Origin of the sequence: Mycobacterium sp. SMC-19, from assembly GCF_045310815.1 — a bacterium.
In the GTDB taxonomy this organism is placed as follows: domain Bacteria; phylum Actinomycetota; class Actinomycetes; order Mycobacteriales; family Mycobacteriaceae; genus Mycobacterium.
The window spans coordinates 183,068-206,771 of record NZ_JBJIAM010000006.1; the positions used below are offsets into that span (position 1 = coordinate 183,068).

Here is a 23,704-nt window from a genome sequence, read left to right on the forward strand (position 1 = left end):
TTAATCTCACCGGATGCGGGACCAGTGGAGCCGGCGTGGTTTCTTCGGCCTCTGTGGCGCGGCCGGTGCCGCCGCGTTGCTGGCCTCCTGCTCGTCGGATGAGCACGGCGATGACGGCGCACCCGGACCGACCACCATCGCCCACATCTTCGGTGAGACGACCGTCCCGGAGCCGCCCACCCGAGTGGTTTGCGCCGGCTACACCGGGCAGGACGACCTGCTGGCGCTCGGCGTCGTTCCGATCGCGGTGACCAACTGGTTCGGTGACCAGCCTTTTGCAGTGTGGCCGTGGGCGCAGCGGCAGCTCGGGGACGCCAAGCCGGTAGTGCTGAACTTGGACAACGGGATTGCGGTCGCACAGATCGCCGACCTCAAACCGGATCTGATCATCGCGACGAATGCCGGCGTGGACGCTGATACCTATCAGAAGCTGTCGGCCATCGCGCCGACCGTGCCCCAGTCGGGCGGCGACGCCTTCTTCGAGCCCTGGAAGATTCAGGCCGCCGCCATCGGCAAAGCGGTGCACCGCGGTCAGCAGATGCAGTCGCTGGTCGACGGGGTCGACGCCGCGTTCACCGACGTCGCCAGCGCGCGCCCTGGCTTCAAAGGCAAGAAGGTACTGCTGCTGGCCGGTCGACTGGACCAGGGCAACGTCAGCGCCGCCACTGGGTGGCGAACTGCGTTTCTCACCCAGATGGGATTGACCGTCGCCGATGGACCCTCGGTGATCGAGCACGACCGGATCGCATCCGCACTCGGCGGCGCGGACGTGCTGATCTGGACCACCGAGAGCGACGACGAGCGCACGGCTCTGCTGGCCGATCCCGATATCGCCGGGTTCGAGTCGCGCAGCATTTTCACCACCAAAGACCAGGCCGGCGCGATCGCCTTCGCCTCCCCGCTGAGCTACCCGCTGGTGGCCGGGCAGCTACCGGCGCTGATCGCCAAGATCACCGGCTAGGGCCGACTCTGCGCGTTCGGTAAGACCCCTCTGGCATACCCCGCAGAATTGTGTTCTACGTCACTATTTGCCGCCATTCGGGGCTACGGTCGTGGCATGAGCGTGGCATTGGATTTCACGGATTTCACCAAGACCGACATGGTCCTCGACTATGGCGACAGCGCTTTGCTGTTGCAGTTCGACTCAACGACCGACGTGCTGGCATGGACCGCGGCGCTGCATTCGGCAGCGCTGCCCGGCGTGGTCGACATCGTCCCGGCGTCGCACACGGTGTTGGTGAAAGTGGCCGCACCCCGATACCTGTCAGGTGTCCGGCGCCGCCTGACAACCCTGGACGCCGACCCCGATGCGGTCCGAACTCGCGCCTCAGAAGGCCCCGCGGACGTGGTTGTCGACGTCATCTACGACGGGCCGGACCTGACCGAGGTGGCCGAACACACCGGCCTGAGCGTGGCCCAGGTGATCAACGCCCATACCACCACGCCCTGGTTGGTGGGCTTCGGCGGATCCACACCGGGTTTCGCCTACCTGCTGGGCGGCGACCCCAGGCTGCAGGTGCCCCGCCGCGCCGAGCTGCGTCCGGTTCCAGCCGGTTCGGTGGCGCTGGCCGGCCAGTTCAGCGGCATCTATCCGCGTCAGTGGCCCGGCGGCTGGCAGGTGATCGGCCACACCGACGCCGTGTTGTGGGATCTGAACCGTCCTGCCCCGGCACTGCTGACACCGGGCCTGTCGGTGCAATTCCGGGCCGCGTGACCGCCATGACAACCACTCTGGAAATTCTGCACACCGGCCCGTTGGCCCTGGTCGAGGATCTGGGCCGGGCCGGGTTAGGGCATCTCGGTGTCAGCCGTTCCGGTGCCGCCGACCGTCGCTCGCACAGGTTGGCCAACCGACTGTTGGCCAATCCCGATGATCGAGCCACCATCGAGGTGGCATTCGGCGGATTGTCCGTGCGGGTCCACGGCGGCGACGTCGACATCGCGGTCACCGGCGCCGACACCGATCCGAATGTCAACGGAGTCAGCTTCGGCACCAACAGCATTCAACACGTCCGCGACGGCCAGGTGGTCTCCCTGGGCACGGCGCGGTCGGGGCTGCGCAGCTACCTGGCGGTGCGGGGCGGCATCGACGTAACCCCGGTACTGGGTTCCCGCAGTTACGACGTGATGGGCGAGATCGGCCCGGCCCCGTTGCGCGACGGCGATGTGCTGCAGATCGGCGAACGGACCGGCGACTACCCCGAGATCGACCAGGCACCGGTGGCGACCATCCCCGACGACGTGGTCGAGTTGCGGGTGACGCCCGGGCCGCGCGACGACTGGTTCCTTGACCCCGACATCATGGTGCGCACCAACTGGCTGGTGAGCAACCGCAGCGACCGGGTCGGCATGCGCTTGGTCGGGATGCCTCTGGAATACCGTTGGCCGGAAAGGCAATTGCCCGCCGAGGGTGCCGATCGGGGCGCCATCCAGATCCTGCCGAACGGCTTTCCGATAATCCTGGGCCCCGACCATCCGGTGACCGGGGCCTATCCGGTGGTCGGGGTTGTGGTCGATGAGGACATCGACACCTTGGCCCAGGTCCGGCCCGGGCAGACGGTGCGGATGCACTGGTCGCGGCCCCGTCAACATCCCGCCGCGCGCTCGGCTTGGTAGGCCCTTCGGGTGCCCGGCCAGGTTCATACCGCCCGCCTGATCCACACCAGCGATCTGGACGATGAGACCCGCCGCGGCGCACGTCGGCTGGTCACCGAGGCCTCCGGGGGCACACTCTCCGACGCCGACTGGCAGCATGCGCTCGGTGGCATGCACGCCTTGATCTGGCACCACGGCGTCTTGATCGCTCACGGCTGCGTAATCAGGCGCCAACTGCTCTATCGCGGCAGATCGCTGCGGTGCGGCTATATAGAAGCCGTCACCGTCCAGGCCGATCACCGGGAGCGGGGCCTGGGCACCGCCGTACTCCAGGCGTGCGAGCAGGTGATCCGCGGCGCCTTCGAACTCGGCGCGCTCAGTTCACCCAGCATCAGCCGCCGGCTGTACACCGCCCGAGGATGGTTGCTGTGGCGCGGACCCACTGCCGTCCTGGCCCCCACCGGGCCGGTGCGTACCCCCGAGGCGGACGGCACTGTGTTTGTCATGCCGGTGGACACCGATCTGGACACCTCCGCCGAGCTGAGCTGCGACTGGCGCGACGGCCAAGTGTGGTAGCCGCACGGTTAACAGACCGTAGACAACCGGTGTATGCGCGGTGACCGAGCGGGACTCCAGTGAGGTGGCTCACAATCCCTGCAGTGTTCATAAGAATCAGCCGTGCGATTCAAGCGTCAGCAGGATTGATTGTTAACTTAATATTGCGTCAGTCTCACAGGCGAACGGGCGCGGCGACACCGGCATTACGGCTGTTCGCCATTGTCAAGAAAGCTTTCAGGGCTTTGACCTGCACATACTGGCCGCGTCGACCGCGTCGGCTTCCCGCGCCCGGCGCGGACACACCTCGAACGCAAGGCCGGATTTTGCGGCTCCCTGCCACTCTGCTGCCAATAGTTGCAGGGGGCTGACTTCAGGGCGACGCCCAACAAAAGTGGCCTTATGGTGTGACCGTCACGGCTTGGCCCCGGCCTTGCACGGCCCCCCTCTCGAAAGACGCACCCTCATGCTGTACGAGTTCTGGCACAACTTCACCCACAACTTGTTCAAGCCACTCTTGCTTTTCTTCTACATGGGGTTCCTCATCCCCCTGCTGAAGATCCAGTTCGAGTTCCCCTACGTGCTGTATCAGGGCTTGACGTTGTATTTGCTGCTCGCCATCGGCTGGCGTGGCGGCGAAGAGCTCGCAACCGTCGACTCGTCGAACATCGGCGGCGTCCTGGGCTTCATCGTGCTCGGCTTTGCCACCAACTTGATCATCGGGTTCGTCGCCTACTGGCTGCTGACCCGAATGACCAAAATGAGACGTATCGACCGTGCCACCGTCGCCGGGTATTACGGGTCAGACTCCGCCGGCACTTTCGCCACCTGCCTTGGCGTGCTCGCCACGCTGGACATCGCGTTCGACGCCTACATGCCGGTGATGCTGGCTGTCATGGAGATCCCGGGCTGCATTGTGGCCCTGGTCCTGGTGTCACGGTTGCGTGCACGCGGAATGGACGCCCGCGGCAACATGGCAGACGAGCCCGGCTACAACAAGAAGGCCAGCCGGCAACTGGTCGCCGCCGCCGCCCAGGCGAACGGAGCGCGCACCACCACGCGGCACGACCAGGGCATTCAAGACGAGATCGACCTGGCGCTGGAAAGGCAGGAGCACGCTCAGCCGGGCGCGGTGACGGCGACCACGGTCTCGGCACAGTCCAGCGGAGCCCTGATGCGGGAGGTGCTGCTCAACCCGGGGCTGTACCTGCTGTTCGGCGGGATCCTCATCGGCTTCGTCGGCCGCTTGCAGGGCGCCTCGGTCATCGAGGACGGTGACCACGTCTTCGTCACCGCGTTCCAGGGAATGTTGTGCCTCTTCCTGCTCGAAATGGGAATGACTGCCTCACGCAAGCTCAAGGACCTGCGGTCCGCGGGACGCGGTCTGATCGCCTTTGGGTTGTTGGCACCCAACCTCTTTGCGATAGCCGGAATTTTCATCATCCACACCTATTCGCAGATCACCGGCACCCATTTTGAAGCCGGCAGCTACGTGCTGTTCGCTGTACTGTGCGGCGCGGCTTCTTATATCGCCGTTCCGGCGGTGCAGCGCATGGCGATCCCCGAGGCCAGTCCGACGGTTCCACTGGCCGCATCGCTGGGCCTGACGTTCTCCTACAACGTGACCATTGGGATTCCGCTGTATCTCCAGATCGCGAAGGCCGTCAACGCCTGGCTTCCAGTCAGCTGACAGAAGGTTCCAACCGAACGCAACGCTTCTCCACTCTGTCGGTCAACCAGGCGAAATATCCTGCGCGCGCGGCCAATACGTGACGTAGGCCACTGAGAGGCCGTGTGCCCACCGCATTTTCAGGTTCTGTTCTGCCACTTGCCAGATCGGGTCGGTAGGTTCGCAGACCGTCCATCGTGATGCGAGATTGTCCGCGTGGCGATGGCCTAGAGCCTGAGGAGATCGCATGACGAACGGCCACATCAGCAATTTCGATCCCGAGGACTGCGCCGCCTGGGAGACCGGCAATGCCGCCATCGCACGACGCAACCTGATCTGGTCCACCGCCAGTACCCACGTCGCGTTCTCCATCTGGTCGCTGTGGTCTGTGGTGGTGCTGTTCATGCCCGAGTCGGTCTACGGCATCAAACCCGGCGACAAACTGCTGCTGGCCGCGGTCGCCACTCTGGTCGGTGGATGCGTCCGCGTGCCCTACGTCCGGGCCACCGCGAAGTTCGGCGGCCGGGACTGGGCGGTGGCCTCCTCGCTGATCCTGCTGGTCCCGACCGTCGGGACGCTGCTGCTCCTCGTCAACCCCGGTCAGCCGCTGTGGATGTACCTGGTGTGCGCCGCACTGACCGGCCTGGGTGGCGGCAACTACGCCGCGTCGCTGGCCAACGTCGACGCCTTCTACCCCCAGCGGCTCAAGGGCGTCGCCCTCGGACTGTGCGGCGGCATCGGCAACCTCGGGGTAGCAGCCATCCAGCTGGTCGGCCTGTTGGTACTGGCTACCGTCGGCAACACCAAGCCCGAACTGGTCTGCTCGGTGTATCTGGTGCTGCTTGCCGTGGTCGGAACCTGCGCAGCCCTGTGGATGGACAACCTCGACCACGGCATGGAAGAGGTGGGCAGCATCCGGTCGATCCTGTCGGTCCCGGACAGCTGGATCGTCTCGGCGCTGTACTGCGCCGCGTTCGGCTCGTTCATCGGCTTCGCTTTCGCATTCGCCCAAGTGCTGCACGTCACTTTCGAGAAGGCCGGCCACAGCCCCGCCGAGGCGGCGCTCTACGCTGCGCGAATCGCGTTCCTAGGCCCACTGTTGGGCGCCTTGGCCCGCATTTACGGCGGCCGGGTGGCCGACCGCCGTGGCGGCGGCCGCGTCACCTTGGTGGTGTTCCTCGGCATGATCCTGGCGTCAGCCGTACTGCTTGTGACCAGCACGATCGACGACCACAACAGCCGCGCAACCACATCGACGATCGTGATCTACATCGCCGCATTCATGGTGCTGTTCATCCTCGCCGGAATGGGCAACGGATCGGTGTTGAAGATGATCCCGTCGATCTTCGAGGCGCGCAGTCGCTCACTGGATGCCGACGAAGCCGAGCGCCGGCATTGGGCACGTTCACATTCCGGCGCCTTGATCGGGTTTGCCACCGCGGTCGGCGCGCTCGGCGGGGTCGCCATCAACTTGATCCTGCGTCAGGCCTACGCCAGCTCGGGAACAGAGACACCCGCGTTCTGGGTCTTTCTGGCGTCGTACTGCGCCGTTGCGGCACTGACCTGGGTGATGTACGTTCGCCGGCCCCCGCGGGTTCGGGGCGGCCAAAGCTCCCGGGTTCCGGCAGACGGCGAGAAGATCTCGGCGTGACCCGGAACACGAATCGGGCAACGGATCCGAAATCGGTCGGTAACACAGATGAAATCGACTGGGGCTAAATCTTATACATGAGTACCGCCGTTTACGCCGCCGGTCACCGCATCGAGATCGAGGAAAGCCGGGTTCTCGTGGACGGGATGGTCAAACCGGTCTCTCCAGCCGGCCTGGCCGCCCTGCGCGTCTTGGCGCTTCGTCCGGGCAACGTGGTTGCCCGGGACACGTTGCTGCGTGCCCTCCCGGGACGCGGTAACAGCACGCATGCCGTCGAGTCGGCCGTGCTCCGGCTGCGAACAGCGCTGGGCGACAGCCAGATCGTCGCCACGGTGGTCAAGCGCGGGTACCGACTGGCGGTCGACAGCGAGCAGGGGGCAGCATGATTCCCATCCTGGTGGCGCATGGCACCCGTCAGCCCGAGGGGATCGTCATGATCGGCGAACTCGCCGAACAGGTCAGTAGCTTGTTGGGGCAACCGGTGCGCGTGGCATTCGTCGACGTGCTGGGACCCAACCCGGCGGAGATCCTTGCCGCTGAGGCCGAGAGCGGCCGCCCGGCGATCCTGGTACCCGCCTTTCTGGCCCGCGGTTACCATGTGGGCGTCGACGTACCCACCCAGGTCGCGGCCAGCGGTCACCCCGATGTCACGATCACTCCGGCGCTGGGCCCCGACGATCGCGTCGCCGCGGTGGTCGCCGCTCGGCTGACCGAATCGGGCTGGCACGCTGGAGACTCGGTGGTTCTCGCCGCGGCCGGCTCATCAGACCCCCTCGCGCACAACGACTTGAAGCACGCAGCGGAGATGCTTTCCGGGCTGCTCGGTTCGCCGGTCACGGTGGCGTTCGCCGCTACCGGTGGTCCCAGCGTCGGTGAAGCCGTCGCCGACCTACGCAGCCAAGGCGCTTCACGCGTGGTGATCGCGTCGTACTTGTTGGCCGACGGCCTTTTCCAGCGCCGCCTGCGCGACGCCGGCGCGGATCTGGTGACCGAGCCGCTGGGCACGCATCCCGGTATCGCCCAGGTCGTCGCCGACCGGTTCATCACCGCCCACACGCGGATTCCAGTGCGCTAAACCGTTTTCAGCAACGGTCCTCGTCCGCGCGGCGTTCGCGCTGAAGCGGACTTCCTGAATTCCTTTCTGGCCCCGCCACGTTGACAGGTGTCACCGGCATTCCTTCGCGTTCGGCGGACCGACTCCGCCGCCTCACACTCGGTCGACAGCACCGTGAGGAGAAGTTCACGGGCGAGTCATCTCGTGCAGCATTGCGGTAACGAAAGATTTCTACCGTGACCACATGGCTCGTTCACACCTGATAACCCAGTGGGATCCCGAAGACACCGTGGCCTGGACGGCCGGCAACGACAAGATCGCGCGGCGCAATCTGATCTGGTCGACAGTTGCTGAGCACGCCGGCTTCTCCATCTGGTCGATCTGGTCGGTGATGGTGTTGTTCATGCCCGAGTCGGTGTACGGCTTCACCGCGGGAGACAAGTTCCTGCTGGCAGCCACGGCTACGCTCGCCGGCGGCGTACTGCGCATACCGTACTCGCTGGCCACCGCGGCGTTCGGCGGCCGTAACTGGACGATCTTCTCCGCACTGGTGCTGCTGATCCCGACCGTCGGGATGATGGGCCTGCTGGCCCATCCAGGCCTGCCGCTGTGGCCTTACCTGGTGTGTGCGGCCCTAACAGGTCTGGGCGGCGGCAACTTTGCCGCTTCGATGACCAATGTGAACGCGTTCTATCCGCACCGACTCAAGGGGTGGGCCCTGGCGGTCAATGCCGGTGGCGGCAACCTGGGGGTTCCGCTGATCCAGCTGGTCGGACTGGGAGTGTTGGCCACCGTGGGTAACCGTCAGCCGTATTGGGTGTGTGCGATCTATCTGGTCGTCCTCACGGTGGCCGCTATCGGTGCCGCGCTGTTCATGGACAATCTCGATGGCCAAAGGGCCGACCTGACCGCAATGCGCTCGATCCTTCCCGAGCTCGACACCTGGATCGTCGCACTGCTCTACATCGGGACGTTCGGCTCCTTCATCGGATTCTCTTTCGCGTTCGGCCAGGTGCTGCAGATCAGCTTCGTGGGCGGCGGCCAGAGCCCAGCGCAGGCCTCCTTGCATGCTGCTCAAATCGCCTTTTTGGGGCCGCTTTTGGGGTCGATTTCGCGGATCTTCGGCGGTCGACTGGCCGATCGGCTCGGCGGCAGCCGAGTCACGCTGGCTGCCTTTGGCGGCTTGTTCGCAGCCTCCGGGTTGCTCGTGAGTGTGAGCACCCTGGACAGCCATCGCAGCGGTCCCACGTCCGGCGCCGTGATGGTGGGCTATGTGATCGGCTTCGTGGCGCTGTTCATCGTGTCCGGAATCGGCAATGGCTCGGTGTACAAGATGATTCCGTCGGTCTTCGAGGCCCACAGCCACCGAATGGGTATGCACGAGAGCGATCGTCGGCATTGGGCGCGAGCCATGTCGGGAGCGCTGATCGGATTTGCCGGTGCAATCGGTGCATTGGGCGGCGTCGGAATCAATCTGGCTCTGCGCCAGTCGTATATCTCCAGCGGCTCGGCTACGACGGCGTTTTGGATCTTCCTGGTGGGTTATGTCGGGGCCGCGGCGCTGACCTGGCTGAGGTACGTACGTCGGCCGTTCTTCGCCACTCAACCGGCTCGGGCCGCGCTGGCGCCGGCGTAAGGTGTCCACGTCGCTGAGCGGCTACCGGGTCGCGGTGACGTCAGCGCGGCGCGCTGACGAGCTCTGCACCATGCTGCGGCGCCACGGCGCCTCGGTCTGCGCCGCCCCGGCCATCACCATGATCGACCTGACCGACGACGTTGTATTGCGCGGGCGCACCGAATCATTGATCGAGGAACCGCCTGACGTCTTGATTGTTACGACCGCCATGGGCTTCCGCGGTTGGATCGCCGCCGCCGAAGGATGGGGCATCGCCGATCAGCTGATCTCCGCCCTGACCGCCGCCCGCATCGTGGCCCGTGGGCCCAAGGCCGTGGGCGCCTTGCGCACTGTAGGTTTGCCCGAGGAGTGGTCGCCCGAATCTGAGTCATCAGCCGCGGTGGTCGAATACCTGAAATCCAACATTGCCGGCGCCCGCATGGCAGTACAGCTGCACGGCACCACGGGCGACTGGGATCCCGCCCCCGAGCTGCTCGACCAATTCCGCAAGGCGGGGGCCGATGTACTACCCATCCCGGTTTACCGTTGGCGGCCGGCGCATCCCGGCGGAGAGTTCGATCAGCTCACCTCGCAGATCGCCCAACGCCAGTTCGACGCGGTCAGCTTCACCTCGGCAGCCGCCGTGATGGCGACACTGACACGTGCCGCCGATCTCGGCATCTCCGACGCCCTGCTTGGCGCGCTGCGGTCCGACGTGCACGCGATGTGCGTAGGACCGTTGACCGCGCGGCCCCTGGCCCTCTTGGAGGTCCCGACCTCTTCGCCGCGACGAATGCGACTGGGCGCGTTGGCACGCCATATCGTCGACGAGCTGCCTCGGCTGCGCACCCACACGGTTCACGCCGCCGGCCATCGCATCGAGGTCCGCGGCAGTTGCGTGATAGTCGACGGGGAGCCCAAGCCGATGTCACCGTCGAGTATGGCTACGTTACGAGCGCTGGCGCACCGGCCCGGCAGAGTCGTCTCACGACAGACTCTGCTCGAGGCGCTGCCCGGCAACGGCGCCAGCACTCATGCGGTGGAGACCGCCGTACTGAGGCTGCGGACAACCTTGGGCGACAAGAATATTGTCGCCACCGTTGTCAAACGGGGGTACCGCCTGGCCGTGGACCAGGTGGACCAGGAGGCGGGCTAAGCGACCGCCCTCTCCGGGACGGTCTGGCCGATCTGCACATAGCCCTCGGCGGTGGTCCGAGTCGGGTAGACCCGCACCGAGACGCTCGGGTCGTCCAGGCAGCTGCCGTCGTCGAGCGCGAAGGCCTGCTTCTTCAGCGGCGAGATGACCGACAGACGGCCGCCGCGGTCACCGACGATCCCGCGAGACAGCACCGCAGCCCGGAAGAACGGGTCGATGTTGCACACCGCACGAACCGAGCCGTCGTCAAGCCGGAACAGCGCCGCCTGCTTACCGTCGGCGAGCAAGACACCGACGCCGAGTCCGGGGATCAGACTGTCGTAGCGGCAGGCGGTGATCCAAGTGTCAATGTTGTTGGTGCTCATAATTCCTCCTCAGATGAGCGCACTACCGGGACGGGTAACGGGATCTTGCGGCCATCACGCACGGTGAACGCGACGGTCGGGTCTTCGGCGTCGGGGGCGTTGACGAACGACACGAAGCGCGAAAGCTTCTCCGGGTCGTCGAGCACGCCCTTCCACTCGTCGGTGTAGTTGTCGACGTGGCGGGCCATCTCTGCCTCGAACTCCTCCGCCAGCCCCAGGGAGTCGTCGCAGACGACCTCGCGGACGTGGTCGAGACCGCCTTCCATCGACTCGATCCAAGGTGCGGTGCGCTGCAGGCGGTCGGCGGTGCGGATGTAGAACATCAGGAACCGGTCGACGTAGCGGAACACGGTCTCGGTGTCGAGATCACTGGCGAGCAACTGGGCGTGCTTGGGCGACATACCGCCGTTGCCGCCGACGTAGAGGTTCCAGCCGATCTCGGTGGCGATCACACCGACGTCTTTGCCGCGTGCCTCGGCGCACTCCCGTGCACAGCCCGACACACCCATCTTGATCTTGTGCGGCGCGCGAAGCCCGCGGTAACGCAGCTCCAAGTCGATGGCCATCTTCACGGAGTCCTGCTGTCCGTAGCGGCACCAGTCGCTGCCCACGCAGCTCTTCACGGTCCGCAGCGATTTGCCGTACGCCTGACCGGATTCCATGCCGGCGTCGACCAACTTGCGCCAGATGGCGGGCAGCTGATCCACCCGGGCACCGAACATGTCGATGCGCTGTCCGCCGGTGATCTTGGTGTAGAGGCCGAATTCCTGGGCGATCTGGCCGATCAGGATCAGGTGCTCGGGCTTGATCTCACCGCCGGGAACGCGCGGGACCACCGAGTAGCTGCCGTTGCGCTGAATGTTGGCCAGGAAGTGGTCGTTGGTGTCCTGAAGAGCGGCCTGTTCGCCGGAGAGGATGTGGTCGGATCCGGTGGACGCCAGGATGGAGGCGACGGTGGGCTTGCAGATGTCGCAGCCGTAGCCGGTGCCGAACCGTTCCAATAGTTCAGAGAAGGTGCGGATTCCGGTGACCTGGACGATCTCGAAGAGCTCCGCGCGCGACTGGGCGAAATGTTCGCACAGCGACTTGGACTGCTCGACGCCCTCGGCGATCAGCAACTCCTTGAGCAGCGGAATGCAGGAGCCGCACGAGGTTCCCGCTTTGGTGCAGTCCTTCAGGCTCTGTACATCGTGGCAACCGCCGGCGATCGCGTCGCACAGCTGATCCTTGCTGACGTTGTTGCACGAGCAGATCTGTGCCGCCCCGGGCAACGCGCTGATCCCCAGCGCGCTCTTGCTGTCGCCAGAGCCGGCCGGGGCGATCAGGTCCAGCGGATCGCCGGGCAGCTCGGCGCCGACCATCGGACGCAGCACACCGTAGGAGGAGGCGTCGCCGACCAGGATCCCGCCGAGCAGGGTCTTGGCGTTATCGGAGAGCACCAGCTTGGCGTAGGTCCGCTTCACCGGATCGTTGACCACGACCGACAGCGAGTTCTCGGTCGCTCCCATCGCGTCGCCGAAGCTGGCCACGTCGACGCCGAGCAGCTTGAGCTTGGTCGACATGTCGGCCTCACCGAATTCGGCAACGCCCTCCAGCAGTCGGTCGGCGACTACCTCGGCACTGGTGTAGCCGGGCCCGACCAATCCGTAGCAGACACCTTCGATGGCAGCCACCTCGCCGATCGCGTACACATCGGAATCGCTGGTCCGACAGGACAGATCGGTCAACACGCCGCCACGCTCGGCGATCGCCAGGCCGGCCTCACGAGCCAGCTCATCGCGCGGACGCACCCCGGCGGCGAAGATCACCAGTCCGGCCTCGATCGCGTCGCCGTTGGACAGCTTCACCCGCAGGGTGGGCGAACCGTATTGGTGGGTCAGCTGCTCGATGGACTCGGTACCCACGCCGACATGCACCGCGATACCCAATTCCGAGATCATCCGGCTCAGCAGCACACCGCCGGCGTCATCGAGTTGCTGCGGCATCAACCGCGGCGCCATCTCGACGATGTGCGGTTCGATCCCCGAGGCGCGCAGCGCGTTCGCGGCTTCCAACCCCAGCAACCCGCCCCCGATCACCACTCCGGCGCGGGTGTTCCCGGCTTCCAGCATGCACTCGATGTCGGCCCGGATTCCGTCCAGATCGTCAAGGGTCCGGTAGACGTGGCATCCGGGCAGATCGTGGCCCGGGACCGGGGGGACGAACGCGCGCGATCCGGTCGCCAGCACCAGCGAGTCGTAGCCGTACCGCTGTCCATCCGCCGCGAGCACCGACTTGTCGGCCAGGTCGAGTTTCTCGACCCGGGTGCTCAGCATCAGGCGCACCTGCTCGTCGTCGGCGTAGTCATTGCCCGGCAGCGCCAGCCGGGATCGGTCCCATCCATCGGTGTAGGAAGTCAGCCCGACCCGGTCGTACGCGGGATCGGACTCCTCTGCGAGCACCGTGACCCGCCAGTTTCCGCCGCCGGACCGGCTACGCAGCGCCTCCACGAAGCGGTGCCCCACCATGCCGTGTCCGACCACGACAAGGTCTTTGACGGCGCGCGGGGTTTCGATCGTGGTCATGGAAAAGAGGTTAGGAAGCCGATATTGCCGGAATATCGCCATACGTTACAAGCGTGTGACGGTGTGCTCACGCGGCTGTGAGGCCGCTCACGAGAAGCCGATCTGACGTGGTCGTTCACCCTCGGCGAACACGGAACTTTAGCGGGGTCGACTCAAGTTCTATCCGGTGACGGACCGGCACCCGACCGGCACGCAGTAATCACCGCAAGGAGACACCCATGAGCACCCTGACCCTGTGGCAGCGCAAGCCCCCCTTCGACACCGACCGTTGGGTCCGCGACTTCTTCAGCCCGGCCACGGCCAGCGACTGGCGGACGCCCACGCCGGACGGGTTCAGCCCGGCCGCGGAGATCACCAAGGACGGCGACGACGCCGTGGTCCGCCTGGAACTGCCCGGCATCGATGTCGACAAGGACGTGACGGTCGAACTCGACAAGGGCCGGCTGGTGGTGCGAGGCGAGCGGCGCGACGAGCACACCGACACCGACCGCACCCTGCGCGAGGTGCGCTATGGCGCGTTCCGCCGCTCGTTCGCGGTTCCGGCGCACGTCACCGGCGACGCCGTGACCGCGTCGTATGACGCCGGCGTACTGACGGTCCGGGTAGCCGGGGTGTACGCGGGCACCTCGCCGCAGACCATCGCCATCACCAAGTAGGCCGGCCAGGACCCGAGAGGCCCGAAAACCCCTGCACACGCCCGTGTGTGGGGGTTTTCGGCGTCGAACACGTCATGCGCACAACGTGATCTGTCTCACGTTCCGTTCCTCATGTGATTAGCATCGGGTGTACGTACTGTGATCCGTACCACCCGAGGAGGTCTGGTGTCGAGCACTACCGAACTCGCCGAATTGCACACCCTGATTGGTGACCTGCGGCGTTGCGTGCTGGGGCTGAAGACCCGGTTCGGCGACATTCCCGGAATGCGCCGCATCGAACTGGATGCGGAGCGCATCCTCACCGATGTTCAGCTCCTCGAATCCGACGCCGGAGAGATGGACTTGGAGCGCTGGGCGGCCGAGCGGTCGCACGAGAAGATCACCATCCCCGACACCGAATACGACAGCGAATTCTGGCGTGACGTCGACGACGAAGGCGTCGGCGGCCAAGGCAGGTACTGACCCACACCGGGTGCTGCTTGCGGCCAAGGGGCGCCCTCCGACGAACTGAGCCGAAGGGAACCCCACCAGAATGAGCGCACCCGCCGTGAATCGTCCCGGCGTCTTCTCGGCGACTCGCGCACGGATCGCGAATCGCACGCTGCGTACCGACCGCTGGTGGCTCTCGCCGCTGCGGGTGAACCTCGGACTGGACGCGTTCATCATCTACGCGACCGTCCGGTCGTTCTGGGGCAGCGCCTACTGGGTTGACAAGTACCACTACCTGACGCCGTTCTACTCGCCGTGCATCAGCGCCTCGTGCGTGCCCGGCTCAAGCCACCTGGGCGTCTGGCTGCCGGAGTTTCCGCGATGGATTCCCCTGGGGGCGTTGGTATTGCCCTTCCTGCTCTGTTTCCGGCTCACCTGTTACTACTACCGCAAGGCCTACTACCGCGCCTTCTGGCAGTCGCCGACGGCATGCGCGGTACCAGAACCCCGAGCCCACTACACCGGGGAGACCCGCTTCCCACTGATCCTGCAGAACAGCCACCGCTACTTCTTCTACGCCGCGTTCGCGCTGGCCGCGCTCAATACCTACGACGCGTTCGCCGCGCTGCACTCCGACGACGGCCCGGGTGGATTCGGGTTCGGAGTGGGCAACATCGTGTTGTTCACGAACGTGGCGATGCTCTGGGCATACACCGGCGGCTGCCATTCCTGCCGGCACGTATTCGGCGGCCGCCTCAACCACTTCTCCAAACACCCAGTCCGCTATTGGTTCTGGACGAAGATCAGCTGGTTCAACGGCCGCCACCAGCAGTTCGCCTGGATCACCCTGGGCACGCTGGCCTTCACCGACCTCTACGTCGCACTGGTGTCCAGCGGCGTCATCACCGATTTCCGGTTCGTCGGCTAATTGCCGCGATCACACGAAGGGTAAGCGAGAATTCATGGTTGAAGTGCAGCGGCACTCCTACGACGTGGTCGTGATCGGTGCCGGCGGCGCTGGCCTGCGCGCGGTGATCGAAGCCCGTGAACAGGGCCTGAGCGTTGCGGTGGTGTGCAAGTCGCTGTTCGGCAAGGCACACACCGTGATGGCCGAGGGCGGTTGCGCGGCGTCGATGGGCAACGTCAACTCCAAGGACAACTGGCAGGTGCACTTCCGCGACACCATGCGCGGCGGGAAGTTCCTCAACAACTGGCGGATGGCCGAACTGCACGCCCGGGAGGCACCGGAGCGGGTCTGGGAACTGGAGACCTACGGTGCACTGTTCGATCGCACCCCCGACGGAAAGATCAACCAGCGCAACTTCGGTGGGCATACCTACCCGCGGCTGGCCCACGTCGGAGACCGCACCGGCCTCGAGCTGATTCGCACCATGCAGCAGAAAGTGGTTTCGCTGCAGCAGGACGACTTCGCCGAGTTCGGCGACTACGAGGCCCGGATCAAGATCTTCCACGAGTGCACGATCACCGAGCTACTCAAAGACGAATCCACCGGTGCCATTTCGGGTGCATTCGGCTACTGGCGTGAAGGCGGCGACTTCGTACTGTTCGAAGCACCGGCGATAGTGCTGGCCACCGGCGGCATCGGTAAGTCGTTCAAGGTGACCTCGAACTCGTGGGAGTACACCGGCGACGGACACGCGCTGGCGCTGCGAGCAGGCGCGACGCTGATCAACATGGAGTTCGTCCAGTTCCACCCGACCGGGATGGTGTGGCCGCCCAGCGTGAAGGGGATTCTGGTCACCGAGGGCGTGCGCGGCGACGGCGGAGTGCTCAAGAACTCCGACGGAACGCGCTTCATGTTCGACTACATCCCGCCGGTGTTCAAAGGCCAGTACGCCGAGACCGAGCAAGAGGCCGATCAGTGGCTCAAGGACAACGACTCGGCCCGCCGCACCCCCGATCTGCTGCCCCGTGACGAGGTGGCCCGGGCCATCAACTCCGAAGTCAAGGCCGGACGCGGGTCGCCGCACGGCGGGGTGTTCCTCGACATCGCCTCCCGTCTCACGCCGGAGGAGATCAAGCGCCGGCTGCCCTCGATGTACCACCAGTTCATGCAGCTCGCTGAGGTCGACATCACCAAGGATGCAATGGAAGTCGGCCCTACCTGCCACTACGTGATGGGTGGCATCGAAGTCGACCCCGACACCGGCGCCGCGGTAGTTCCCGGGCTGTTCGCCGCCGGTGAGTGCTCCGGCGGGATGCACGGCTCCAACCGGCTCGGCGGCAACTCCCTGTCGGACCTGCTGGTGTTCGGACGCCGCGCCGGTTTAGGTGCCGCGCAATACGTCCAGGGTCTGGCCACTCGGCCGGCGGTGACGCCCGCGGCGCTGGAGGCCGCCGCGGCGCTGGCACTGGCGCCCTTCAACGGGCCAACCGGCGGCCGCACGCCGGAGAACCCATACACCCTGCACTCCGAGCTGCAACAGTCGATGAACGACCTGGTCGGCATCATCCGCAACGCCGGCGAGCTGGAGCAGGCCCTGGTCCGCCTCGAGGAGTTCAAGGCCCGGTTCGCGGCTGTCACCGTCGAGGGCGGACGGCACTACAACCCGGGATGGCACCTGGCCGTCGACTTGCGCAACATGCTGCTGGTCAGTGAATGCGTGGCCAAAGCCGCACTGCAACGCACCGAGAGTCGCGGCGGGCACACTCGCGACGACCACCCCGGGATGGACTCCAACTGGCGCAAGACCCTGCTGGTCTGCCGCGTTGCGGACCACAGCGCGGTTCCCGACATCACGATCACGCCGGAGCCCCAGACCGGGATGCGCGAGGACTTGCTGGAGCTGTTCGAGATCTCCGAACTGGAGAAGTACTACACCGACCAAGAACTGGCGCAACATCCGGGACGGAGAGCGTAATGACACACAACGCCCACCTGCGAGTCTGGCGCGGTGACGTCGACGGCGGTGGACTACAGGACTTCGAGGTCGAGGTCAACGAGGGCGAGGTGGTGCTCGACGTCATCCACCGCCTGCAGGCGACCCAGACCCCGGACCTGGCGGTGCGCTGGAACTGCAAGGCCGGCAAGTGCGGGTCGTGTTCGGCGGAGATCAATGGATTCCCGCGGCTGATGTGCATGACGCGGATGTCGACGTTCGACCCGGATGAGACCATCACGGTGACACCGGTGCGGACCTTCCCCGTGGTGCGCGACCTGGTCACCGACGTCTCGTTCAATTACGAGAAGGCCCGCGAGATGCCGGCGTTCAAGCCCCCGGCAGATCTCAAACCCGGCGAATACCGAATGCAGCAGGTTGATGTGGAGCGCTCGCAGGAGTTCCGCAAATGCATCGAATGCTTTCTGTGCCAAAACGTCTGCCACGTCATCCGGGACCATGAGGAGAACAAGCCACGGTTCTCCGGGCCGCGGATGTTCATCCGGCTCGCGGAGTTGGACATGCACCCGCTGGACGCCGCCGACCGGCGTGACTTCGCCCAGGACGACGCCGGCCTGGGGTTGTGCAACATCACCAAGTGCTGCACCGAAGTCTGCCCGGAGCACATCACGATCACCGACAACGCCATCATCCCCATGAAGGAACGAGTGGCCGGGAACCGCTACGACCCCGTCGTCTGGCTCGGGCGAAAGATCTTCCGCCGCAAGGCCGACTGAGACTAGGTTCCCAGAAACGTCATCGGGTCGTGTAACACCCGGGTGCCGTCGTGCAGGCCGTCCAGGGTGGCCATGTCGGACTCCGACAGCTCGAACGCGAACACGTCCAGGTTCGCCGCAACCCGCTCGGGATTCCCAGACCGTGAGATCACCGCGTTGCCGCTCTGCAGATTCCACCGGATTAAGATCTGTGCCGGTGTTCGCCCGTGGGCGGTCGCCAGCGCCGTGACCGCGGGGTCGTCGAGCAGCCGACCCACCCCCAGCGGACTGTAGGACTGGGTGACGATGTCGCGATTGGCGTTGGCGCCGCGCAGTTCTGCTTGGCTGAGCCTCGGATGCAGTTCGATCTGGTTGATCGCCGGGGTTACACCGGTCTCGTCGATCACCTCGGTCAGGTGTTCCTCGGTGAAGTTGCATACCCCGACCGACTGCACCAGGCCGGCGTCACGGGCCTCGATCATCGCTTCGAAGCTCTCCACGTACTTGCCCAGCTGCGGAGCCGGCCAGTGGATGAGATACATGTCGATGTAGTCCAGACCAAGCTGCTCCAGGCTGCGTTGGCAGGCCTGCTTGGCAGCGGCGTAGCCCTGATTGGACGTGCCCAACTTGGTGCTGACGAACAACTCGGAACGCGGAACGCCGGACGCTTCTATCGCCCGTCCCACAACGGCTTCGTTGCCGTAGGAAGCGGCGGTGTCGATGAGCCGGCAGCCACTTTCCAGGGCCGCCAGTACCGATGCCTGCGTCTGCTCGTCGGACAATTTGGCGACCCCCAGCCCCAGCACGGGCATGGCCACCTCGTCATTGAGGGACACCTGGGGAATCGACTTCGAAGTCTCCGCAAGGGATTCCAACTCGAAAGAAACCGTCATCTCTTCGACCTACGCATTCCGTTACGTTGCTATCACTAGTTACGTGTCGATCAGCCGGGAAACCAGCTGCTACTAGCCAGCTTTCACCACTCTGGCTATTTCCGCGTCGATGCGGCCACCGAAGCCTCAGCGCTTCCGCATGTCCGTTTCTACCGACACGGCCGAGTGGCGGTCAACAAGTGATAGGCAATAAACCGGCCCAAAAGTGAACCCGCTCACAATGTTCCCCGCGCGATCGGGCTATTGGCCAATAGCGGCCCAGCCGCCTTCACGCTGCAGCATTGCGATCAAGGCGTCGGCAACGCCCGGCGCGGCGGCGACGCACACGTCGCCGCTGTCGATTTCCGGGCCCGGCAGCACCACCCGGGCACCGGCCTCGACCGCGATCAGTGCTCCGGCGGCGTAGTCCCACGGCTTGATCCCGTGCTCGTAGTACGCGTCCAGCCGCCCGGCAGCCACCATGCACAGGTCCAGCGCGGCCGATCCGATCCGACGTACGTCACGTACCGCCGGCAACAGCCGGGCAAGCAACTCTGCCTGAGCGGCCCTGCGCCGGGGCGAATAACCGAAGCCGGTGCCCAGCAGCGCCAGCGACAGCTCGCTGACATCGGTGCAGCGCAGCCCCGCGGTGACCTGGCCATCGGCGACCCGTGCACCCAATCCGGCACCGGCAGAATAGATCCGACCACCCACCACGTCGGCGACCGCGCCGGCCACCGACACCCCGCCGATCTGCGCTGCCACCGACACCGCGTACGCCGGGACGTCGTACATGAAGTTGACGGTGCCGTCTATCGGGTCGACCACCCAGGTGACGACACCCGGTTCACGGCCGGAGACGTTGCCGGAGCCTCCGCCTTCCTCACCCAGCACCGCATCGCCGGGCCGCAGCCGGGCCAGTCGATCCCGGATGAAGTTCTCGGTCTCGGTGTCGACCACGGTCACCGGATCGGTCGGGCTGCTTTTCGTCTGAACCAGGGCCGAAGATGTCTCGACCCCCTCCGCGCCGAACACCTCGGCGCGTCGGCGCCGGACGAAGGCGGCGGCTTCGGCCACCAGCGTCTCGGCGGTGGTCCTCAACTGCACGGGGTCGCTACGCAGGGGCGCCATCTGCCCATAGCAACACATCCGCGGTGGTTATCGCACCCCCGGCAGGCCCGCGGCGACTCGGGTATCAGCCGCCCAGACGCCGAAAACCGCTGCGGTGGAACACGATCGGCGCGACCTCTGGATCGACGGTCAATTCACAGACCCGCAGCACCACGATGGTGTGGTCCCCGGCAGGAACCAACTGTTCGATCGAGCTGCCCAGCCACACCCCGGTGCCCTTGATGAACACCGCGCCGTCGTTGGTGACCGTCTCCAGCCCGGCGAACCGGTCGCCGGTCTTGGCGGCCAGGGTGCGCGCCGCCACGTCGTGCGCCTCACCGAGCACGCTGATGCCCAACCGCGGCGAGTCCTTGAGTTTCGGCCAGGTCGACGAGGTGTTCTGCACACAGAAGGACACCAACGGCGGTTCCAGCGAAACCGGCACAAACGTGCTCGCCGCCAAGCCGACCCGCACGCCGTCGATCTCGGCGGCCACCGCCACCACACCGGACGGGAAATGCCCGAAGGCTTCCCGTAGCGACGACGGGGTCAGTGGGGTCAGGTTGCTCGCGGAACTCACGTGGGGATTCACCGGGGACCCATTCGCCTCGTCTGATCTGGTCGCCCAGAACCCTACTCGCCGCCCCGTGGCCTCGGCAGATCGGCCAGCTGACGGCCACTTTCCCGGATAGAGACCAACCGGTTGGTTACCCGATTAAAGGACGTAGCTCACATCAGCTTGCACTATGGCTACTGGCGAGTATATTTCAGGTTACGTTACTGGTGGGTAACTTAAGCCTGAGTACCCAACCACAGGTGGCATTCCATGAGGAGGAAGTAGTGAGCCACTACAAGAGCAATGTCCGTGACCAGGTGTTCAACCTGTTCGAGGTGCTGGGCTTGGACCAGGTCTTCGGCGAAGGCGACTACGCCGACCTGGACGTCGACACCGCTCAAGAGATGCTCGGCGAGATGGTCCGCCTGGCCGAGGGTCCGATCGCCGAGTCCTTCGTCGACGGCGACCGCAACCCGCCGGTGTTCGACCCGGCCACCCACTCGGTGACGCTGCCCGAGTCCTTCAAGAAGTCGGTGCGCGCTCACCTGGAAGGCGGCTGGGACCGGGTCGGGGTCATCGAGGAGCTCGGCGGCATCCCGATGCCCAAGGTCCTGATGTGGGCCCTGCAGGAGCACATCCTGGGCGCCAACCCGGCGGTGTGGATGTACGGCGGCGGCGCCGGCTTCGCCAACATCTTCTACAACATCGCCACCGAAGAGCAGAAGAAGTGGGCCATCCTCGCCGCCGAGCGCGGCTGGGGTTCGACCATGGTGCTGACCGAGCCGGACGCCGGCTCGGACGTGGGCGCCGGCCGCACCAAGGCCGTCCAGCAGGAGGACGGCTCGTGGCACATCGACGGTGTCAAGCGGTTCATCACCTCGGCTGACTCCGACGACCTGTTCGAGAACATCTTCCACCTGGTGCTGGCCCGCCCCGAGGGCGCCAAGCCCGGCACCAAGGGTCTGTCGCTGTTCTTCGTGCCGAAGTTCCTCTTCGACTTCGAAACCGGTGAGCTCGGCGAGCGCAACGGCGCCTTCGTGACCAACGTCGAGCACAAGATGGGTCTGAAGGTCTCGGCCACCTGTGAGCTGACCTTCGGCCAGCACGGCGTACCAGCCAAGGGCTGGCTGGTCGGCGAGGTGCACAACGGCATCGCGCAGATGTTCGACGTCATCGAGCAGGCCCGGATGATGGTGGGTACCAAGGCCATCGCGACGCTGTCCACCGGCTACCTCAATGCGCTCGAGTACGCCAAGGAGCGGGTGCAGGGCGCTGACCTGACCCAGATGACCGACAAGGCCGCGCCGCGGGTGACCATCACCCACCACCCGGACGTCCGCCGGTCGCTGATGACCCAGAAGGCCTACGCCGAGGGTCTGCGCGCGCTGTACATGTTCACCGCCACCTTCCAGGACGAAGCGGTCGCCAAGGCACTGCACGGCGTCGACGCCGACCTGGCGGTCAAGATCAACGACCTGATGCTGCCGATCGTCAAGGGCGTCGGCTCCGAGCAGGCCTACGCCAAGCTCACCGAGAGCCTGCAGACCCTGGGTGGCTCGGGCTTCCTGCAGGACTACCCGATCGAGCAGTACATCCGTGACGCCAAGATCGACTCGCTCTACGAGGGCACCACGGCAATTCAGGCGCAGGACTTCTTCTTCCGCAAGATCATCCGCGACAAGGGCGCCGCGCTGGGCCACGTCGCGGGCGAGATCGAGGCGTTCATCAAGAACGAGACCGGCAACGGGCGACTCAAGGCCGAGCGGGAGCTGCTGGCCACCGCGCTCGCCGACGTGCAGGGCATGGCGGCCACGCTGACCGGCTACCTGATGGCCGCGCAGGAGGACATCTCCAGCATCTACAAGGTCGGCTTGGGTTCGGTGCGCTTCCTGATGAGCGTCGGCGACCTGATGATCGGCTGGCTGCTGGCCCGCCAGGCCGCGGTGGCGGTGGCGAAGCTCGACGCCGGTGCCGAGGGTGCCGACCGGTCCTTCTACGAGGGCAAGATCGCGGTGGCGTCGTTCTTCACCAAGAACTTCCTGCCGTTGCTGACCAGCACTCGCTCGGTGATCGAGGCCATCGACAACGAGATCATGGAGCTCGACGAAGCAGCGTTCTAAGCGCTGAGCACAGACCGCGCAGGCCCCCGGGGAGACCCCTTGGGGGCCTGCTGCATTGTCGGGGCTTGGCCCGGACGACGCGGGCTTGTCCTGATTGGTGGGATATATGTCGTAGACGCCACGGGACCGGGCAGTCGACACTGATGGCATGACTCGGAAGGTCGTCATTCTCGGCTATCCCGGCATCCAGGCGCTGGATGTCTTCGGGCCGGCGGAGGTGTTCGCCACCGCAACGCTCGTCCTGCTCGGTCAGGGCCGCGGGGACGCCGGCTACCAGGTGACGGTGGCGAGCGTCGACGGCGCATCGATCGCCACCAGCAGCGGGCTGGCGCTCACGCCCAGTCCCCTGCCCGAGCCGAGCGAACCCGTCGACACCCTGGTGCTGCCCGGTGGCGTCGGCGTCCACACGGCGCAGGCCGACCCCGAAACCGTCGAATGGGTTCGCCGGGCCTCGGCGCACACCCGACGGGTGGTCAGCGTGTGCACCGGCGCGTTTCTGGCCGCACAGGCGGGCCTGCTCGACGGGTGTCGGGCCACCACGCATTGGGCATTTGCCGACGCGCTGGCCCGCGAGTTCCCGAACGTCACCGTCGACCCGGAGCCAATCTTCGTGCGCAGTTCGGCGGCGCTGTGGACCGCGGCCGGAGTCACCGCGGGTATCGACCTGGCCCTGGCGTTGGTGGAAGAAGACTACGGAACCGAGGTAGCGCAGACCGCGGCCCGCTGGCTGGTGCTGTATCTGCGGCGCCCCGGCGGCCAGTCCCAATTCGCGGTCCCCGCTTGGCTGCCACGATCCAGGCGCGCACCCATCCGTGATGTGCAGGAGCTGATCGAATCCGAACCCGGTGGCCCACATCGGATTACCGAGCTGGCGTCCCGGGCCTCGATGAGTCCCCGGCACTTCACCCGGGTCTTCACCGACGAGGTGGGCATGGCACCGGGTGCCTACGTGGAGCGCGTGCGCACCGAGGCCGCACGCCGCCAACTCGAGGAGACCGACGACACCGTCGTCGCGATCGCCGGGCGCTGCGGATTCGGCACCGCGGAAACCCTGCGCCGTACCTTCATCCGCCGACTCGGCATCTCACCCGATCACTACCGCAAGACCTTCGCCTGAAAGG

General features: G+C 65.8%; 21 protein-coding genes and 1 pseudogene. 17 read left to right on the forward strand and 5 right to left on the reverse strand.

Going from position 1 to position 23,704, the window contains the following annotated elements:
* Positions 1-13 precede the first annotated feature (13 nt).
* The 10 genes and pseudogenes from ACJH5R_RS15320 to ACJH5R_RS15365 all read left to right on the forward strand — a co-directional run bounded on the left by ACJH5R_RS15320 (position 14) and on the right by ACJH5R_RS15365 (position 10,295).
* On the forward strand, positions 14-961 hold the full coding sequence (locus tag ACJH5R_RS15320; RefSeq protein WP_406758984.1) for an ABC transporter substrate-binding protein: 948 nt from the start codon (positions 14-16) through the stop codon (positions 959-961).
* 96 nt (positions 962-1,057) lie between these two features.
* Positions 1,058-1,714 (forward strand): allophanate hydrolase subunit 1, encoded by a 657-nt coding sequence (locus ACJH5R_RS15325; protein WP_406758983.1) that lies wholly within the window; start codon positions 1,058-1,060, stop codon positions 1,712-1,714.
* 5 nt (positions 1,715-1,719) lie between these two features.
* Positions 1,720-2,616 carry a 5-oxoprolinase/urea amidolyase family protein gene (locus ACJH5R_RS15330; RefSeq protein WP_406758982.1) on the forward strand — a complete coding sequence of 299 codons (897 nt, stop codon included), beginning with the start codon at positions 1,720-1,722 and terminating at the stop codon, positions 2,614-2,616.
* A 9-nt stretch (positions 2,617-2,625) separates the two neighbouring features.
* Positions 2,626-3,171 carry a GNAT family N-acetyltransferase gene (locus ACJH5R_RS15335; protein ID WP_406758981.1) on the forward strand — a complete coding sequence of 182 codons (546 nt, stop codon included), beginning with the start codon at positions 2,626-2,628 and terminating at the stop codon, positions 3,169-3,171.
* A gap of 445 nt (positions 3,172-3,616) precedes the next feature.
* Entirely contained in the window at positions 3,617-4,840 is a 1,224-nt protein-coding gene (locus ACJH5R_RS15340) for a sodium-dependent bicarbonate transport family permease (protein WP_406758980.1), read from the forward strand.
* A gap of 226 nt (positions 4,841-5,066) precedes the next feature.
* A complete protein-coding gene (locus tag ACJH5R_RS15345) occupies positions 5,067-6,470 on the forward strand; it encodes a nitrate/nitrite transporter (protein ID WP_406758979.1) in 1,404 nt (467 codons plus the stop codon).
* A gap of 95 nt (positions 6,471-6,565) precedes the next feature.
* A pseudogene (locus ACJH5R_RS15350) lies at positions 6,566-6,856 on the forward strand (winged helix-turn-helix domain-containing protein); the annotation flags it as partial.
* The gene (locus tag ACJH5R_RS15355) at positions 6,853-7,545 is read left to right on the forward strand and encodes a sirohydrochlorin chelatase (RefSeq protein ID WP_406758978.1); all 693 of its coding nucleotides are present in this window, start codon (positions 6,853-6,855) and stop codon (positions 7,543-7,545) included. The pseudogene ACJH5R_RS15350 and the gene ACJH5R_RS15355, both read left to right, overlap by 4 nt.
* Positions 7,546-7,768: 223 nt before the next feature.
* Entirely contained in the window at positions 7,769-9,160 is a 1,392-nt protein-coding gene (locus ACJH5R_RS15360) for a nitrate/nitrite transporter (protein WP_406758977.1), read from the forward strand.
* A 1-nt stretch (position 9,161) separates the two neighbouring features.
* Entirely contained in the window at positions 9,162-10,295 is a 1,134-nt protein-coding gene (locus ACJH5R_RS15365; protein ID WP_406758976.1) for a uroporphyrinogen-III synthase, read from the forward strand.
* Here ACJH5R_RS15365 and nirD read toward each other — a convergent pair.
* Both nirD and nirB read right to left on the reverse strand, forming a co-directional pair.
* Positions 10,292-10,660, reverse strand: coding sequence for a nitrite reductase small subunit NirD (gene nirD, locus ACJH5R_RS15370; RefSeq protein ID WP_406758975.1), 369 nt, complete (start codon positions 10,658-10,660; stop codon positions 10,292-10,294). The two genes, ACJH5R_RS15365 and nirD, sit on opposite strands and share 4 nt — an antisense overlap.
* On the reverse strand, positions 10,657-13,224 hold the full coding sequence (gene nirB, locus ACJH5R_RS15375) for a nitrite reductase large subunit NirB (protein WP_406758974.1): 2,568 nt from the start codon (positions 13,222-13,224) through the stop codon (positions 10,657-10,659). The genes nirD and nirB overlap by 4 nt, the downstream gene beginning before the upstream one ends.
* Positions 13,225-13,442: 218 nt before the next feature.
* Between nirB and ACJH5R_RS15380 the strand changes: the two genes are divergently transcribed.
* From ACJH5R_RS15380 to ACJH5R_RS15400, 5 genes are all read left to right on the forward strand, one after another.
* Complete coding sequence (locus tag ACJH5R_RS15380) at positions 13,443-13,880, forward strand: Hsp20/alpha crystallin family protein (RefSeq protein ID WP_406758973.1); 438 nt, start codon at positions 13,443-13,445, stop codon at positions 13,878-13,880.
* A 165-nt stretch (positions 13,881-14,045) separates the two neighbouring features.
* The gene (locus tag ACJH5R_RS15385; RefSeq protein WP_046286628.1) at positions 14,046-14,342 is read left to right on the forward strand and encodes a hypothetical protein; all 297 of its coding nucleotides are present in this window, start codon (positions 14,046-14,048) and stop codon (positions 14,340-14,342) included.
* A gap of 70 nt (positions 14,343-14,412) precedes the next feature.
* Positions 14,413-15,237, forward strand: coding sequence for a hypothetical protein (locus ACJH5R_RS15390; RefSeq protein WP_406758972.1), 825 nt, complete (start codon positions 14,413-14,415; stop codon positions 15,235-15,237).
* 34 nt (positions 15,238-15,271) lie between these two features.
* Positions 15,272-17,191, forward strand: coding sequence for a fumarate reductase/succinate dehydrogenase flavoprotein subunit (locus ACJH5R_RS15395; protein WP_406782308.1), 1,920 nt, complete (start codon positions 15,272-15,274; stop codon positions 17,189-17,191).
* Complete coding sequence (locus ACJH5R_RS15400; RefSeq protein WP_406758970.1) at positions 17,191-17,946, forward strand: succinate dehydrogenase/fumarate reductase iron-sulfur subunit; 756 nt, start codon at positions 17,191-17,193, stop codon at positions 17,944-17,946. Before ACJH5R_RS15395 ends, ACJH5R_RS15400 begins: the two co-directional genes overlap by 1 nt.
* A gap of 2 nt (positions 17,947-17,948) precedes the next feature.
* On the opposite strand, the gene ACJH5R_RS15405 is transcribed toward ACJH5R_RS15400, so the two are convergent.
* From ACJH5R_RS15405 to ACJH5R_RS15415, 3 genes are all read right to left on the reverse strand, one after another.
* The gene (locus ACJH5R_RS15405) at positions 17,949-18,818 is read right to left on the reverse strand and encodes an aldo/keto reductase (RefSeq protein WP_406782309.1); all 870 of its coding nucleotides are present in this window, start codon (positions 18,816-18,818) and stop codon (positions 17,949-17,951) included.
* A gap of 240 nt (positions 18,819-19,058) precedes the next feature.
* On the reverse strand, positions 19,059-19,928 hold the full coding sequence (locus ACJH5R_RS15410) for an inositol monophosphatase family protein (protein WP_406758968.1): 870 nt from the start codon (positions 19,926-19,928) through the stop codon (positions 19,059-19,061).
* A gap of 64 nt (positions 19,929-19,992) precedes the next feature.
* Positions 19,993-20,469: a flavin reductase family protein gene (locus ACJH5R_RS15415; protein WP_406759030.1), complete on the reverse strand. Its 477-nt coding sequence runs from the start codon at positions 20,467-20,469 to the stop codon at positions 19,993-19,995.
* A gap of 278 nt (positions 20,470-20,747) precedes the next feature.
* On the opposite strand from ACJH5R_RS15415, the gene ACJH5R_RS15420 reads away from it, so the two are divergent.
* Together ACJH5R_RS15420 and ACJH5R_RS15425 are read left to right on the forward strand one after the other, a co-directional pair.
* Positions 20,748-22,583: an acyl-CoA dehydrogenase gene (locus ACJH5R_RS15420; protein ID WP_406758967.1), complete on the forward strand. Its 1,836-nt coding sequence runs from the start codon at positions 20,748-20,750 to the stop codon at positions 22,581-22,583.
* Between the two features lie 148 nt (positions 22,584-22,731).
* Entirely contained in the window at positions 22,732-23,700 is a 969-nt protein-coding gene (locus ACJH5R_RS15425; protein WP_406782310.1) for a GlxA family transcriptional regulator, read from the forward strand.
* Positions 23,701-23,704 lie beyond the last annotated feature (4 nt).